The sequence below is a fragment of the Streptomyces sp. BBFR102 genome (assembly GCF_051397025.1).
GTDB lineage: Bacteria > Actinomycetota > Actinomycetes > Streptomycetales > Streptomycetaceae > Streptomyces.
This window is the reverse complement of sequence record NZ_CP195757.1, coordinates 224,267-236,948: the sequence shown is the minus strand read 5'-3', so window position 1 is coordinate 236,948 and position 12,682 is coordinate 224,267. Positions and strand designations below refer to the sequence as shown.

General features: G+C 74.8%; 13 protein-coding genes. 7 read left to right on the top strand and 6 right to left on the bottom strand.

Translation table 11 applies throughout. The features are described from left to right. Positions 1–86: 86 nt before the first annotated feature. The 3 genes from ACSLIC_RS01075 to ACSLIC_RS01065 are packed head-to-tail and all read left to right on the top strand — an operon-like array spanning position 87 to position 3,237. Complete coding sequence (locus tag ACSLIC_RS01075) at positions 87–458, top strand: hypothetical protein (RefSeq protein ID WP_436735783.1); 372 nt, start codon at positions 87–89, stop codon at positions 456–458. Continuing rightward, positions 455–2,038, top strand: coding sequence for a cation acetate symporter (locus ACSLIC_RS01070; RefSeq protein WP_436735782.1), 1,584 nt, complete (start codon positions 455–457; stop codon positions 2,036–2,038). The genes ACSLIC_RS01075 and ACSLIC_RS01070 overlap by 4 nt, the downstream gene beginning before the upstream one ends. Next, a complete protein-coding gene (locus tag ACSLIC_RS01065) occupies positions 2,035–3,237 on the top strand; it encodes a sensor histidine kinase (RefSeq protein ID WP_436735781.1) in 1,203 nt (400 codons plus the stop codon). The genes ACSLIC_RS01070 and ACSLIC_RS01065 overlap by 4 nt, the downstream gene beginning before the upstream one ends. Positions 3,238–3,524: 287 nt before the next feature. On the opposite strand, the gene ACSLIC_RS01060 is transcribed toward ACSLIC_RS01065, so the two are convergent. From ACSLIC_RS01060 to ACSLIC_RS01050, 3 genes are all read right to left on the bottom strand, one after another. Next, positions 3,525–4,028, bottom strand: a complete 504-nt coding sequence (locus tag ACSLIC_RS01060) for a hypothetical protein (RefSeq protein WP_436735780.1) — start codon at positions 4,026–4,028, stop codon at positions 3,525–3,527. 133 nt (positions 4,029–4,161) lie between these two features. After that, entirely contained in the window at positions 4,162–4,716 is a 555-nt protein-coding gene (locus ACSLIC_RS01055; RefSeq protein ID WP_436735779.1) for a sigma-70 family RNA polymerase sigma factor, read from the bottom strand. A 128-nt stretch (positions 4,717–4,844) separates the two neighbouring features. Beyond that, positions 4,845–5,306 (bottom strand): universal stress protein, encoded by a 462-nt coding sequence (locus ACSLIC_RS01050; protein ID WP_436735778.1) that lies wholly within the window; start codon positions 5,304–5,306, stop codon positions 4,845–4,847. Between the two features lie 115 nt (positions 5,307–5,421). Here ACSLIC_RS01050 and ACSLIC_RS01045 point away from each other — a divergent pair, with 115 nt between their 5' ends. Further along, the gene (locus ACSLIC_RS01045) at positions 5,422–6,273 is read left to right on the top strand and encodes a polysaccharide deacetylase family protein (RefSeq protein ID WP_436735777.1); all 852 of its coding nucleotides are present in this window, start codon (positions 5,422–5,424) and stop codon (positions 6,271–6,273) included. Positions 6,274–6,439: 166 nt separating this feature from the next. On the opposite strand, the gene ACSLIC_RS01040 is transcribed toward ACSLIC_RS01045, so the two are convergent. Continuing rightward, on the bottom strand, positions 6,440–6,751 hold the full coding sequence (locus tag ACSLIC_RS01040) for a hypothetical protein (protein ID WP_436735776.1): 312 nt from the start codon (positions 6,749–6,751) through the stop codon (positions 6,440–6,442). Positions 6,752–7,222: 471 nt separating this feature from the next. Here ACSLIC_RS01040 and ACSLIC_RS01035 point away from each other — a divergent pair, with 471 nt between their 5' ends. Continuing rightward, positions 7,223–7,723 (top strand): hypothetical protein, encoded by a 501-nt coding sequence (locus ACSLIC_RS01035; RefSeq protein ID WP_436735775.1) that lies wholly within the window; start codon positions 7,223–7,225, stop codon positions 7,721–7,723. A gap of 12 nt (positions 7,724–7,735) precedes the next feature. Here the strand turns inward: ACSLIC_RS01035 and ACSLIC_RS01030 are convergent, their stop codons facing one another. After that, on the bottom strand, positions 7,736–8,497 hold the full coding sequence (locus ACSLIC_RS01030) for a DUF4239 domain-containing protein (protein WP_436735774.1): 762 nt from the start codon (positions 8,495–8,497) through the stop codon (positions 7,736–7,738). A 15-nt stretch (positions 8,498–8,512) separates the two neighbouring features. After that, positions 8,513–9,088 carry a hypothetical protein gene (locus ACSLIC_RS01025; RefSeq protein ID WP_436735773.1) on the bottom strand — a complete coding sequence of 192 codons (576 nt, stop codon included), beginning with the start codon at positions 9,086–9,088 and terminating at the stop codon, positions 8,513–8,515. Between the two features lie 661 nt (positions 9,089–9,749). Here ACSLIC_RS01025 and ACSLIC_RS01020 point away from each other — a divergent pair. Together ACSLIC_RS01020 and ACSLIC_RS01015 are read left to right on the top strand one after the other, a co-directional pair. Beyond that, positions 9,750–10,562: an SAM-dependent methyltransferase gene (locus tag ACSLIC_RS01020; protein WP_436735772.1), complete on the top strand. Its 813-nt coding sequence runs from the start codon at positions 9,750–9,752 to the stop codon at positions 10,560–10,562. Next, a complete protein-coding gene (locus ACSLIC_RS01015) occupies positions 10,559–12,679 on the top strand; it encodes a putative bifunctional diguanylate cyclase/phosphodiesterase (RefSeq protein WP_436735771.1) in 2,121 nt (706 codons plus the stop codon). The genes ACSLIC_RS01020 and ACSLIC_RS01015 overlap by 4 nt, the downstream gene beginning before the upstream one ends. Positions 12,680–12,682 lie beyond the last annotated feature (3 nt).

Here is a 12,682-nt window from a genome sequence, read left to right as displayed (position 1 = left end):
ACCTGGCTGTTCGCCGCCGGGCCGGCCGCCCGAAGAGTTCCGCCGACCCCTTCAACCGGCTCCGGCGAGCGGTTAGACTCCCCGCCGTGTCCGCAGAGCCAGCGCCGCGCCGCGAGACCGTGACCGGCGAACCCCGGCGCGTGCACCGGCCCCAGCGCCCCCACACCCGCTGGGAGATCGACGAACAGACCACCCTTGGCGCCGCCTATGTCCGCTCCCTGATGCGCGGCCAACTGCGCACCGGCCTCGCCGTCCTCGCCGTCCTCGTCCTGCTCCTGGGCACCCTGCCGCTCTTCTTCGGGGCCCTCGGCAGCGCCACCGTCGTCTGGGCCGTCCTCGGCTTCGCCGCGTACCCCGTCCTCGTCCTGCTCGCCTGGTGGTACGTCCGCCGCGCCGAGCGGAACGAGAGCGACTTCGCCCGCCTCGTCGAGGGCGCCGAGCACCGCGGTGGGCCGTGAACCCGGCCTACGCCGTACCCGCCGTCGCCGTCGTCGTCCTCGCCACCGTCCTGATCGGCGGCTTCGGCCTGCGCCTGTCCCGCACCACCTCCGACTTCTACGTCGCCTCCCGCAGCGTCGGCCCGGGCCTCAACGCCGCCGCCATCAGCGGGGAGTACCTCTCCGCCGCCTCCTTCCTCGGCGTCGCCGGACTGCTCCTCGTGCACGGCCCGGACATGCTCTGGTACCCGGTCGGCTACACCGCCGGCTACCTCGTCCTGCTCGTCTTCGTCGCCGCCCCGTTGCGCCGCTCCGGCGCGTACACCCTTCCCGACTTCGCCGAGAGCCGCCTGGAGTCACGGCGGGTGCGGCTGCTCGTCTCGGTGTTCGTGGTCGGCGCCGGATGGCTCTACCTGGTCCCGCAGCTCCAGGGCGCCGGGCTGACCCTCTCGCTGCTCACCGGCGCGCCCCGCTGGCTCGGCGGTGCCGTCGTCGCCGCCGTCGTCATCCTCGCCGTCGCCGCCGGAGGGATGCGTTCCATCACCTTCGTGCAGGCATTCCAGTACTGGCTCAAACTCACCGCGCTGCTCGTCCCCGCCTTCTTCCTGCTGCTCGTCCGGTACCGCGACGGCGGCGCCGCCCCCGCCTTCCCCGACATTCCCGATGCCCTGCTCGACGGCGCCGGCGCCGACCAGCCGCTCGCCACCAGCCGCGCCGACCACCCGCTCTACGCCACCTACGGCCTGATCATCGCCACCGTGCTGGGCACCATGGGCCTGCCGCACGTCGTCGTCCGCTTCTACACCAGCCCGCACGGCCGCGCCGCCCGCCGTACCACCCTCATGGTCCTCGCCCTGGTCGGCTTCTTCTACCTCCTGCCGCCCGTCTACGGCTGGCTCGGTCGCCTCTACGCCCCCGCCCTCAGCCAGGCCCACGACGCCGACGCCACCGTGCTGCTCCTGCCCGGCCTCATGGTCGGCGGGGTCGGCGGCGACCTCCTCGGCGCCCTGGTCGCCGGGGGCGCGTTCGCCGCCTTCCTCTCCACCGCCTCCGGACTGACCATGGCGGTCGCCGGGGTGCTCACCCAGGACGTGCTGCCCGCCCGGGGCGTGCGCCACTTCCGGTTCGCCACCCTCCTCGCCATGGCGGTGCCGTTCGCCGGAACGGTCCTGGTCAGCGGCGTGCCCGTGGCCGACGCCGTCGGCATGGCCTTCGCCGTCTCCGCCTCCGCCTTCTGCCCCCTGCTCGTCCTCGGCATCTGGTGGCGGCGCCTCACCCCGCCAGGCGCCGCCGCCGGGCTCCTCCTCGGTGGCGGCGCCTCCCTGCTCGCCGTCGGCCTCACCGTCGCCGGCCTCGTCCGCACCGGCTGGTTGCACACCCTGCTCGCCTGGCCCGCCGTCTGGTCGGTGCCGGTCGGCTTCCTCACCATGGTCCTCGTCTCCCTCGCCACCCCCGGCAGCGTGCCGCCGCACACCAGCGCCACCATGACCCGCCTCCATCTGCCCGAGGCCCTCACCGTCCGCCGCCCGCCCCCGCCCGGCGAACCCGTCCCGGGCGCACCCTCCGCCCGCCGCTCCCGTGTCACCGGAGGCGGCCGATGAGCTCCACCGCCGTCCTCCTCGCGCTCTGCCCGCTGCTGCTCGCCGGAGGCTTCCTGGCAGGCCGCCGCACCGCCCACCCCGCCGGCCGCAGCGACCTCGGCACCCCCGTCGAACGCGCCACCTTCGAGACCCTGCACACCGCCTCCCTCGCCGCCCCGCCGCTGCGCGCCGGACTCACCGAGGACAGCGCCCGCAAGGCGGCCCGCCGGCTGCGTTCCCTGCTGGGCACCGACGCACTCTGCCTGACCAGCCGTTCCACCGTCCTCACCTGGCACGGCACCGGCGAGCACCACGCCAAGCAGGTCCTCCACCGGCTCTGCGAGGTGCTCGACGCGGGCCGCAGCGCCGCCTTCGACTGCGGCTGCCGCGCCGACGACTGCCCGCTGCGCTGGGCCGTGGCCGCCCCGATCGTCGTCGACCACCGGGTCCTGGGTGCCCTCGTCGCCTACGCGCCCCGCGAGTCGGCGGTGCTGGCCCGCGCCACCGACGAGGTGGCCCGCTGGGTCTCGGTCCAGCTGGAGCTGGCCGAGCTCGACCGTTCCCGCACCCGGCTCATCGAGGCCGAGATCAAGGCGCTGCGGGCGCAGATATCGCCGCACTTCATCTTCAACTCGCTGGCAGCCATCGCCTCGTTCGTCCGCACCGACCCGACCCGCGCCCGTGAACTCCTCCTGGAGTTCGCCGACTTCACCCGCTACTCGTTCCGCCGCCACGGCGAGTTCACCACCCTCGCCGACGAACTCCACTCCATCGACCAGTACCTGGCCCTGGTCCGCGCCCGCTTCGGCGACCGGCTCTCCGTCACCCTCCAGATAGCCCCCGAGGTACTCGCCGTCACGCTGCCCTTCCTCTGCCTCCAGCCGCTGGTGGAGAACGCCGTCAAACACGGACTGGAGGGCGCTGTCACCCGCAGCCGCATCACCATCACCGCCCAGGACGCCGGGGCGGAGGCCGAGGTCGTCATCGAGGACGACGGCGTCGGCATGGACCCCGACCGCCTCCGCGCCCTCCTGCGCGGCGAGGGCGGCCCGTCCGCGGGCGTCGGCCTCCTCAACGTCGACGAACGCCTGCGCACCGTCTTCGGCGACCCCTACGGCCTGGTCATCGAGACGGCCCGAGGCGCCGGCACCCGCATCACGGTCCGCATCCCGAAGTTCCGCGCGGGGGTGCACTCCTCGCCGCCGGAGACGGCCGGCTAGGACCGCGAGAGCGCCTCCGACGCGCGTACCTCCCCCCTCGGGACCGAGCACGCCCGCTGCGCGCCGCCCCGGGCGGGCCGCACGGGACCGGCAGGCCGATCCGCTGACGACCGAGGCGGACGACCACTTGGCTGTGGCTGGTTCCGACCGGGCCGGGAGCCCCCGGCCGGCGACCGTCCCGGCGCGGGCCGTCGCACCGACCGGCCGTTCCGGCCGTGGGGCCCCTCAGGCTGACGCGGCCTCACCCACCAGTTCTGAAACCGCGGCACGGGCGGCTGAGGCCCGTCTCAGAACAGATGGATGGCCAGGTGCCCCAGCGGCAGCCCCAGGCGCCACGCCGGGGTCCACACCTGGGGCCGCTCCTCGTCGACCTGGACGGCGGCGCCGGGGACCGCGTCCAGGTCGGGGGCGAGGAGTTCGGTCTCCTCCAGCCACCGCCAGGCGGCCCGCGCGAGGCGCAGGTCCATGTCCCCGGGGCCGCGCGCGCCACGCTCGGCCAGCCGCCCCGCCACCCACTCCTGCCAGTGCTGGTCGTACGCGGTGAGGGCGAGCCAGGTCTCCAGTTCGGTGACGACGCGGATGCCCGAGAGGGCGTCCTCGGTGTCGGCGAGGAAGACGGTGAGGGCCAGCGCCTCCCGGCCGGCCCGGAACTCGAAGGTGCTCGGCGGCATCAGGTCCCCGGTGCGCAGCAGTTCCTCCGCGATGTACTCCGCGTAGAACCACGCCATCGGCACCGCCGTGCCGCCTGTTCCGCCGCTCCCGTCCGTACCGGTCCCGCTCTCGTACCGCATGCCGTCCTGCCTTCCTCCGGTCCGCGTCCCCGCCACCCGGGCCGGTGGCCCGCGAGGGCGGACAGGGACAGCCGATTACCGCGAGGGGCCACCCGGCAAGGCGCTTTGCCGAGCTTTGACCGAGCGTACGGTTTCAGCGCAGGTCGGTGGCGTATCCCGGCAGAACCCTGCGAAGCGCCCGCAGCGCGTAGTAGGCGCGGGACTTGACGGTGCCCACGGGGATGCCGAGCACGGCTGCTGCCTCCGCGACACTGGCGCCGCGGAAGTAGACCTGGTGCAGGACGGCCCGGTGCTCGGGGCTGAGGGTGCGGACGGCCTCGCGGACGTCCAGCGTGGCCGCCGAGCGCTCCGCGTGGTCGGCGGCGACCTTGGAGTGCTCCAGGACCGCGTCGCCCACCTCGGCGGGGCGGGCGCGGCGGGCCCGGCGGGCGTCGATGGCCAGCCGCCGCGCCACGGTGAACAGCCACGGCCGGATCGAGCCGTAGTCGGACCGCAGCGCCTCCGGGTGCTGCCAGACACGGACGAACGTCTCCTGGACGAGGTCCTCCGCGCGCTGGCGGTCGCCGTCGGTCAGGCGGAGAAGGTAGGCGAAGAGGGCTCCGCCGTGCTCGTGCTGGAGGGCCGCGAGCTCCCGCTCGTGCGTGCGCGCCGCCGGGGCCTCGAAGGTGGTGTGGGTCACGGTGGTCATGGGCGTATGCCAACGCAGCGGGCCCGCGACCGACATACGCCGTGCGGGGCTCTGCGGCGGGCGGTCGATGCTGTCGGTGAGTGGTGCGGCGAACGGGCGACCGGACCGGCGCAGTGCCGGGACCGGGTTCAGGGGACCACCGTCACCGGCCAGCGGCCCGCCTTCACCAGGCGGACCGCCACCGAACCGACGATGCGGTGTCCGGCCTGCTCGGAGGCGCCGACCACCACGGCGTCCGCGGTCAGCTCGTCCGCCGCCTGGACCAGGCCGGCGTACGGGTCGCCGTGGAAGGTGTGGAACTCCCAGCGCACCTCGTAGAGGTCCCGCAGCCGCTCCGCCGAGGCGCGCACCTCGCGTATCAGGTCCTCCGCCAGGCCGTCCGGGGCGGCCGGGACCGGCATGCCCATCGCGGTACCGGCGGCGACCACCGGCTGGACGTAGACGATGGTGAGCAGCGACTGCTGGCGGCGCGCGAGTCCGGCCGCGTACGCCGCCGCGCGCAGCGAGGGCGCCGACCCGTCGAGGCCGGCGAGGATCACCTTCGGGCCGTCCGTGCCGCGTTCGAACGAGGACGACTGGTGGCTGGTCACAGCCCAGAGGATAGGCGGTCGAGCCCGCGTCGGGGCGCGTCCCATCGGGTGCATGTGCCCCGGCACCCGGTGTGGGGGAGCGGTGGCGGGCCCGCCCGCGTGCGAGTCATGAGATATGACGAACGACGCGCCCCTGGTCCCCCGAAGACTCCTGCTGCGGACCGCCGCGGTCCTCGGCGCCGCCGTCACCACCCGCCTGCTCACCGCCGACCCGGTCGCCGCACCCGGTGGCCCCCTGCCGTCGGCCGGCCCGCCGCCCGCCTCGGGCCCGGGCACCGCGCTCCCCACCCGCCCCGACCACCGCCTGCGGCCGCTCGCCGGCTACGCGGCCCCCGAGCGGGCCGGCCGCCTGCCGACCCCGGTACGGACCCGGCCGATCCTGCGGATGCCGGGCGCCGCCCACCCCATGGTGCTGACCTTCGACGACGGCCCCGACCCCCGGTACACCCCGCCCATCCTCGACCTGCTCCGCCGGCACCACGTGCGGGCGACCTTCTTCGTCTGCGGCGAGATGGCGGAGACCCAGGGCGGTCTGTTGCGGCGGATGGTCGACGAGGGCCATGTGATCGGCAACCACACCTGGTCGCACCCGCTGCTCACCCGCGCCTCCACCGCCGTGGTCCGCGCCGAGCTGGAGCGCACCAGCGAGGCCGTCGAGCGCGCGGTGGGACAGCCCCCGCGGTGGATGCGCGCCCCGTACGGCGCGTGGAACCGCCGGGTCTTCCGGCTCGGCGCCGAACTCGGCATGGACGCCTTCGCCTGGACGGTCGACTCGCTGGACTGGCGGGAGCCCGGCACCCGCACCATCATCGACCAGGTGCTGAACGGGGCCGGGCCGGGCGTCATCGTGCTGGCCCACGACGCGGGCGGCGACCGCTCGCAGACGGTGACCGCGCTCCGGACCTACCTGCCCCGTCTCCTCGCCGACGGCCACCGCTTCACCGTGCCGGTGCGCGGGGAGGTCTGACGCCGCGCCGCCCGCGTCGCCCCCGTACCCCGGCCGGTTGGAAGGCGCCGACGCAGGGGATCAGGCGCGGCTCGGGGCGGCCGGGTGCCTGTGCGGGCGCCGGGTCGGGAAGCTCCCACGGCGCCGCGTGCGCGCCGTGCACGGTGAAGACCGTTTCGCCCGCCCGTCAGCCCGTCGGGTGGGGTGCCCGGGCCGGCGGCGGGTCGATCCGGGCCGCGCGGTGCGGCTCCGTCGGCCGCACCGGCGCGGCGTCCCCGACCCCGGACACCTGCGTCCGTACCGCCGGTGAGGCGGGCAGGGCGGCGGGGGAGGGGGCGCCGGTGGCGGCGGCCGGGGCGGGCTGCGGCGGGCGGCTGTCGTACTCGCCGGAGCCGTTGCGGATCAGGGCCAGCCCGGTCAGCAACAGCAGGGCCAGGATGCCCCAGGGGGCCGGCCGCGACGGCGGGCCGAGGCGGTCGAAGGGCCGGGGCTCGGGCATGGCGGCTTCCCCTCTCGACGTGGCCGGACGGGCCTGGCGCCACGGTAGGCGCGGCCTACCGGTGCGGCGACCGGGCGGCGGCGAACAGGTGGTGGGAAGAGGGGCCACCCGTCCGCGTCCCTGACGGGGCGACGAGGCGTACGGGCGCGGCGGCGCCGCGTTCTTGACGGGAAATCATCTGTGGGTGCGACCACGCTGACACCCCGCCAAGATGCGTCCGGCGGCGCCCGTGGCCCTGGTGTGTCCCTCCGGCCGGGCGCGCCCATCCGGGTCGTCACCTCCCGTCGGGCCTGTCGGCCGTGAGCTGGGAGAACCGTGCGGGCCGGGGGCGCCGCCCGGCGTGTCGGCCGGTGCGGGAGGCGGGCGCCGACATGCGGGCGCCCGCGCGCGGTCCGAGGGTCTGCCCTGGGAGGCGCTGCCCGTCGACCGACCGGGGGACCGCCCCCGGGGTGTCTCCCGCGGAGGTCCCAGATGCGTACTCCCCGTGCCCGCACGGTCGCCGCCGCGTGCGTGCTGCTGGCGCTGTCGGCCCCGTCGGCCGCGGCGGACGGCGGCACCGGCAACATCGTCGTCGCCCCGGCGGTCACCACCCGGGACGAGCCCGTGACCGTCACCGTCCACGCCGCTTCGTGCCGTACCGGTTCGGCGTCCTCCCCGGCCTTCGGCGAGACACCGCTGACCCCGCGGGCGGACGGCACCGGGGGCCACGCCGCGCCGGCCGTCGCCCGCGACGTGGCGCCCGGGAGCTACGACATCACCGTCACCTGCGACGACGGCCGGTCCGTCACGCGCACCGCGGCGTTCACCGTCGTCGACGGCGGGCTCCACGGCGGCCACGGCCCCGCGCCGGCCGACGGCTCCTCCTCCGCAGACCTGGTCGTCGGCGGCCTCATGGTGGCCTTTGCCCTCATCGGCGGCGGGGTGCTCTGGCTGCGGGGCGAGGGCGGGGAACAGGGCCGTCCTCCGGAGTGAGCGGGGCGGGCCTTACCGCTTCAGGTGCGGGAACAACTCCAGGAACGGCTCGGCCGTGGTCGCCACGCCCCGGCTGTAAGGCGCGTCGAAGTCCCAGATGAGGAAGAGCAGGAAGGCGATCAGGGCGGAGAAGAGCCCGGCGAGGACCATCTCCCGGGCCGTCCGCCGGATCTGGAGCGCGAAGACCATCCCCAGAGTCACCAGCCCGCCGGTGATCAGCCCGAACCACACCACAGCCGGCATCGTCGCCTCCGTGCTGTCGGCGCGGGCGCCGCGCGCCTGGTCCGCCGCCGTCACCTGGTCCATCAGCGGCTGGTACGCCTGCGCCTCGAACTCGTCGGCCGGCTCGTAGTCGGTGACGGTGTGACGCACCCGGTCGATCAACCGGGCGCCCTCGTCGGTGAGTTCACCGTCGGCCATCGCCTTCCACTCGGTGGTCGTGACATGGCCGACATAGGCGTCGACATCCGCTCGGATGCGGTCCCGCACGTCCGCCGGGTAGACGCGGACCCGCTCGGCGATCTCGTGCAGTGCCTGGGCCTCGGCGCGGACGTGGTCCTCCGCCGCGTTCCGCGCCTCCCAGACGCCCGCGATGGCCAGACCCAGCACGATCGCGTAGACCACGCCGATCATCATCGTCATGTACTCGATGACGTCCGGGGTCTCGCTGGGGTCGTCGTCGTCCCCGACGCGCCGGTGACGCAGGGTGGTCACCAGCACCACGACCGCGCAGACGACCGCCATCGCGAGAGTGAGAACAAGCCATTCCGACATGGGTTCCTCCGGCGGTCAGCGCGGTCGCAGCGCGGCGACCGCGAGGACCGCGGGCGCCGTGATGAGCAGGGTGAGCGAGACGAGTGAGGGGCCGTTCCCGGGCGGGGCGCGCCGGGCCGGCGGGCGGTAGGCCGGGTAGACCACCGGCTTCACCGAGGGGCTGGGCGACGCCGACGGCGTCGGGGACGGCTCCGGGGGCGGCGCCGGCCTCGGCTCGGGGGGCGACGTCGGCGGCGGGGGAGCCGGAGGCGTCGGTCGTACGTGAGGCGGTACGGCCTTCGGGGGCGCGGGCTCCGGCGTCGGCGCGGGAGTCGGCGGGGGCGGCGCAGGGGGTGGTGGCGTCGGGGTCGTGGGGGTGGGGGCCGGCGGGAGCGGCCCGGCCGAGCAGTCGCCGTCGGTGGAGACCGCGATGCCGCCTTCCTCCTCGCCGCCGCCGATCGAGACGTAGCCGCAGTCGGAGGCGTGGGCGGGCGGAGCCGCGGTCAGCAGCCAGGCCAGGCAGGCGACCGCCAGCAGGCAGGCCGGGCGGAGCAGAGCCCGGAACCCCGTAAGGCGTAAGAGGGCTGCCGCCCCCCGTGCGGATGCGTACACGCCTCGGATGATGGGCCGCCCGCCCCTGCCGCGCGCGTGGGCCGGGACTGATTGGTCCGATCGGGTGATCTGGGGGTGCAAGGGTTTAGGGCCTGTCCGGCGGATCTTCGTGGAACAGCCCGCGGCGTCCGGTGCGTGCTCTCGGCGTGCGCCCGGATCTCCCTCGTACTGGAGGACGTACTCGGGTGATCCGGGCGTGCGGCGAGAGTGCGTGCCAGGCGTCGCAGGCCCACGAAGACCCGCCGGACAGGCCCTGGCCGGGCCCGGGGCCGCGCGGTCCGGTAACGCTCGGCACGTGTGTCCCGCACCCGCCCCGTTCGCGTGTCCTCGGTCACGTGCCGCCGGCTCCGGAATTTCCGCTTCCGGTGGTCCGGTCATTCGCCGGTGCGGGCCGGCAGTCGCATTTCCGGAATCGGAATCCCGGATTTCTGCGGTAGCTGGTCCAGGTTTCTTCTTTTCGCCCACCCTCGCCGCGCGTTCCGTAACCGCTCCGCCCTTGAGTCCGGAGCGGTTCGGGGGACATGATCCACCCTGCCCCGCAGAGCCGCTGTCGCAGGCTGTGACCGAGAACGGACGGTCAATTTCCGCTTCAACTCGCTGTATTGGCGGGTGATCAGTAGCCTCTGCCCGAACACCGGCTGTCCACCTCTGGGAGACATTGATGGAGCGTCCCGCCTGGGCGCCGCGAGGTATCGACATCACGGTGCCGAGCGTGTCCCGCATCCATGACTACTACCTGGGCGGTTCGCACAACTTCGAGGTCGACCGGGAAGCCGCCCGGCGGGCGGTGGGCTTCCTGCCCGGACTGCCGAAGATCGTCCAGGCCGACCGCGCCTTCACCCGCCGCGCCGTGCGCTGGGCCGTCGGCGAGGGCGTCACCCAGTTCCTCGACATCGGCTCCGGGATCTGCACCTTCGGCAACGTCCACGAGACGGCCCGCGCCGCCGACCCCGGCGCCCGCGTCGTCCTCGTCGACCACGACCCGGTCGCCGTCGCGCACAGCCGCGCGGTGCTGGCGGGCGACGAGCGCGCCGGCGCCTTCACCGCCGACCTGCGCAGGCCGCGGGAGATCCTGGAACACCCGGTCACCGCCGAAGTGCTGGACCTCACCCGGCCGGTGGCCGTCCTGCTGGTGGGCGTCCTGCACTTCGTGGACGACGCCGACGACCCGTATGAGGCCGTCACCGGACTCGTCGAGGGGCTCGCCCCCGGCAGCCTGCTGATCCTCTCCCACGCCGCCCTCGACGCCGTCCCCGGCGGCGAGGAGGGGGTCCGTGGCGCCGTCGAGGTGTACCGCTCGGTCCGCGCCCCGCTGGTGGAGCGCTCCCGGGAGGGCATCGCCCGCTTCCTGGACGGGGTGGAACTGGTCGACCCGGGCCTGGTCCCGCTGCCGCGCTGGCGCCCCGAGGACTCCGTGGACGACGAACATCCGTACGCTTTCTCGGGCTTCGGCGGCGTCGGGCGGGCGGCGTGAGCGCGCGGGCCGAGGCCGAGGACCGCCTGCGCCGGTTCGCCGCGATCTGGAGCCGCGCCGTCTATCCGGTGACGACCACCTCGCGCACCCGCGCCGAACTGGAGGACCAGCTCCTGCCGCTGGCCGGCCGGCTCAGCGAGGCCCTCACCGACCGCACCCTGGAGAGCGAGGCCGGGCAGTACGCGGGCGCCGCCCTGGTGGCCGCCCACTGCACCGACCCCGAGGCGCTCAGCCGCAGCCTCGACGTGGTCGACTCCTACCTGGTGCTGTACTGCGGCGCCGAGGGCGACCGCGAGGAGCAGCGCGCCCGCTGCGCGCGCCTCCAGCACCGGATGGCCGCCGGATACGCCCGCGCCCTGCGCGAGCGCACCCTCGCCGAGCAGGAGGCCGTCGCCCACGCGGCCCTCGACGCGCGCAGCGCCGTCGCCGAGGCCCTGCACGACAGCGAGGTCCGCTTCCGGGCCGTCTTCCAGGGCGCCGCCATCGGCATCGCCATCGCCTCGCTGGACGGCAGGGTGCTGGAGGCCAACGACACCCTGGTCCGCATGTTCGGCGGCCTCGGCCACGCGGTCCGCCGCAACCTCACCGAGTGGGTGCACCCCGACGACGCGCCGCACGTCTGGAATCTTTACGGCGAACTGGTGCGCGGCGAGCGCGAGAGCTACCGCGTCGAGAAGCCCTTCTTCCGCAGCGACGGCACGGTGCTGTGGACCAACCTCACCGTCTCCCTGCTCCGCGACGCCGACGGCGCTCCCCAGTACCAGCTGGCGCTGCTGGAGGACACCACCGAGCGCCGCCTGCTCCACCTGCGCCTGCGGTACGAGGCGACCCACGACGCGCTCACCGGGCTGCCCAACCGCACCCTCTTCTTCGAGCGGCTGGAGAAGGCCGTCACCCGGCCCGAGGGCCACTTCTCCCTGTGCTACCTGGACCTGGACGGCTTCAAGACCGTCAACGACAGCCTCGGCCACGCCGCCGGCGACCGGCTCCTCGTGGAGGTCGCCGACCGGCTCCAGTCCTGCGCCACCGCCCCCGGCGAGATGGTCGCCCGGCTCGGCGGCGACGAGTTCGTCGCGCTCACCACCGATCCGCGCGACGAACCCGGCCGCAGTGAGCTGGCCGGGCGCATCCTCCAGGCGCTGGAGGCCCCGATCCGCATCGACGGCCGCGAGCTGCTGGTCCGCGGCTCCATCGGTGTGGTCGACGGGCCGAGCGGTGAGCGCGGCCCCGCCGAGGTGCTGCGCAGCGCCGACATCACGATGTACCGGGCCAAGTCGGCGGGCGGCAACCGCTTCGAGCTGGCCGACCCGGAGTCAGACGCCCGCGCCATCACCCGGCACGCCCTGACCACGGCCCTGCCCGCCGCGCTGGAGCGGGGCGAGTTCTTCATCGAGTACCAGCCGCTGGTCCACCTCGGCGACGGAAGCGTGCGCGGCGCCGAGGCGCTGGTGCGCTGGGCCCACCCGCAGCACGGGGTGCTCGGGCCCGACCGGTTCATCCCGCTCGCCGAGCACACCGGGCTGATCGTGCCGCTGGGCCGCTGGGTGCTGGAGGGGGCCGTCCGCCAGGCCCGCCGCTGGCAGGGCGCCGACACCGGGCCGGTCAGGATCAACGTCAACGTCTCCCCGATGCAGCTCCACCACCCCGGCCTGGTCGCCGACACGGTGGACATCCTGGAGCGGGAGGGGCTTGAGCCGGGCGCGCTCTGTCTGGAACTCACCGAGTCCGCGCTGATAGGAGCCGACGACGACCTGCTCAAGCCGCTCAGGCGGCTGGCCGAGATGGGCGTGGACATCGCCCTGGACGACTTCGGCACCGGCTACTCCAACCTCGCCAACCTCCGCCGGCTGCCGGTGAGCGTGCTCAAGCTCGACCGCTCCTTCACCCGGGGGATGCAGCAGTACCCGGCCGACCCGGTCGACCGCAAGATCGTCGAGGGGATCGTCGCGCTCGCCCACAGCCTGGACCTCTCGGTGACCGTCGAGGGAGTGGAGACCGGCGCTCAGGCCGACGCCCTGCGTGAACTGGGCTGCGACACCGCCCAGGGCTGGTTCTACGCCCGCCCGGGCCCGCCCGACCGCCTGCACGCCCTGGCCCTGGCGGACGCCACCGGCTGAGCC

What these genes read in the sequence shown, in the direction of transcription:
- ACSLIC_RS01065 (WP_436735781.1), top strand. Translation starts at nt 2,035, where the DNA reads ATGAGCTCCACCGCCGTCCTCCTCGCGCTCTGCCCGCTGCTGCTCGCC.
- ACSLIC_RS01060 (WP_436735780.1), bottom strand. Translation starts at nt 4,028, where the DNA reads ATGCGGTACGAGAGCGGGACCGGTACGGACGGGAGCGGCGGAACAGGC.
- ACSLIC_RS01055 (WP_436735779.1), bottom strand. Translation starts at nt 4,716, where the DNA reads ATGACCACCGTGACCCACACCACCTTCGAGGCCCCGGCGGCGCGCACG.
- ACSLIC_RS01045 (WP_436735777.1), top strand. Translation starts at nt 5,422, where the DNA reads ATGACGAACGACGCGCCCCTGGTCCCCCGAAGACTCCTGCTGCGGACC.
- ACSLIC_RS01040 (WP_436735776.1), bottom strand. Translation starts at nt 6,751, where the DNA reads ATGCCCGAGCCCCGGCCCTTCGACCGCCTCGGCCCGCCGTCGCGGCCG.
- ACSLIC_RS01035 (WP_436735775.1), top strand. Translation starts at nt 7,223, where the DNA reads ATGCGTACTCCCCGTGCCCGCACGGTCGCCGCCGCGTGCGTGCTGCTG.
- ACSLIC_RS01030 (WP_436735774.1), bottom strand. Translation starts at nt 8,497, where the DNA reads ATGTCGGAATGGCTTGTTCTCACTCTCGCGATGGCGGTCGTCTGCGCG.
- ACSLIC_RS01020 (WP_436735772.1), top strand. Translation starts at nt 9,750, where the DNA reads ATGGAGCGTCCCGCCTGGGCGCCGCGAGGTATCGACATCACGGTGCCG.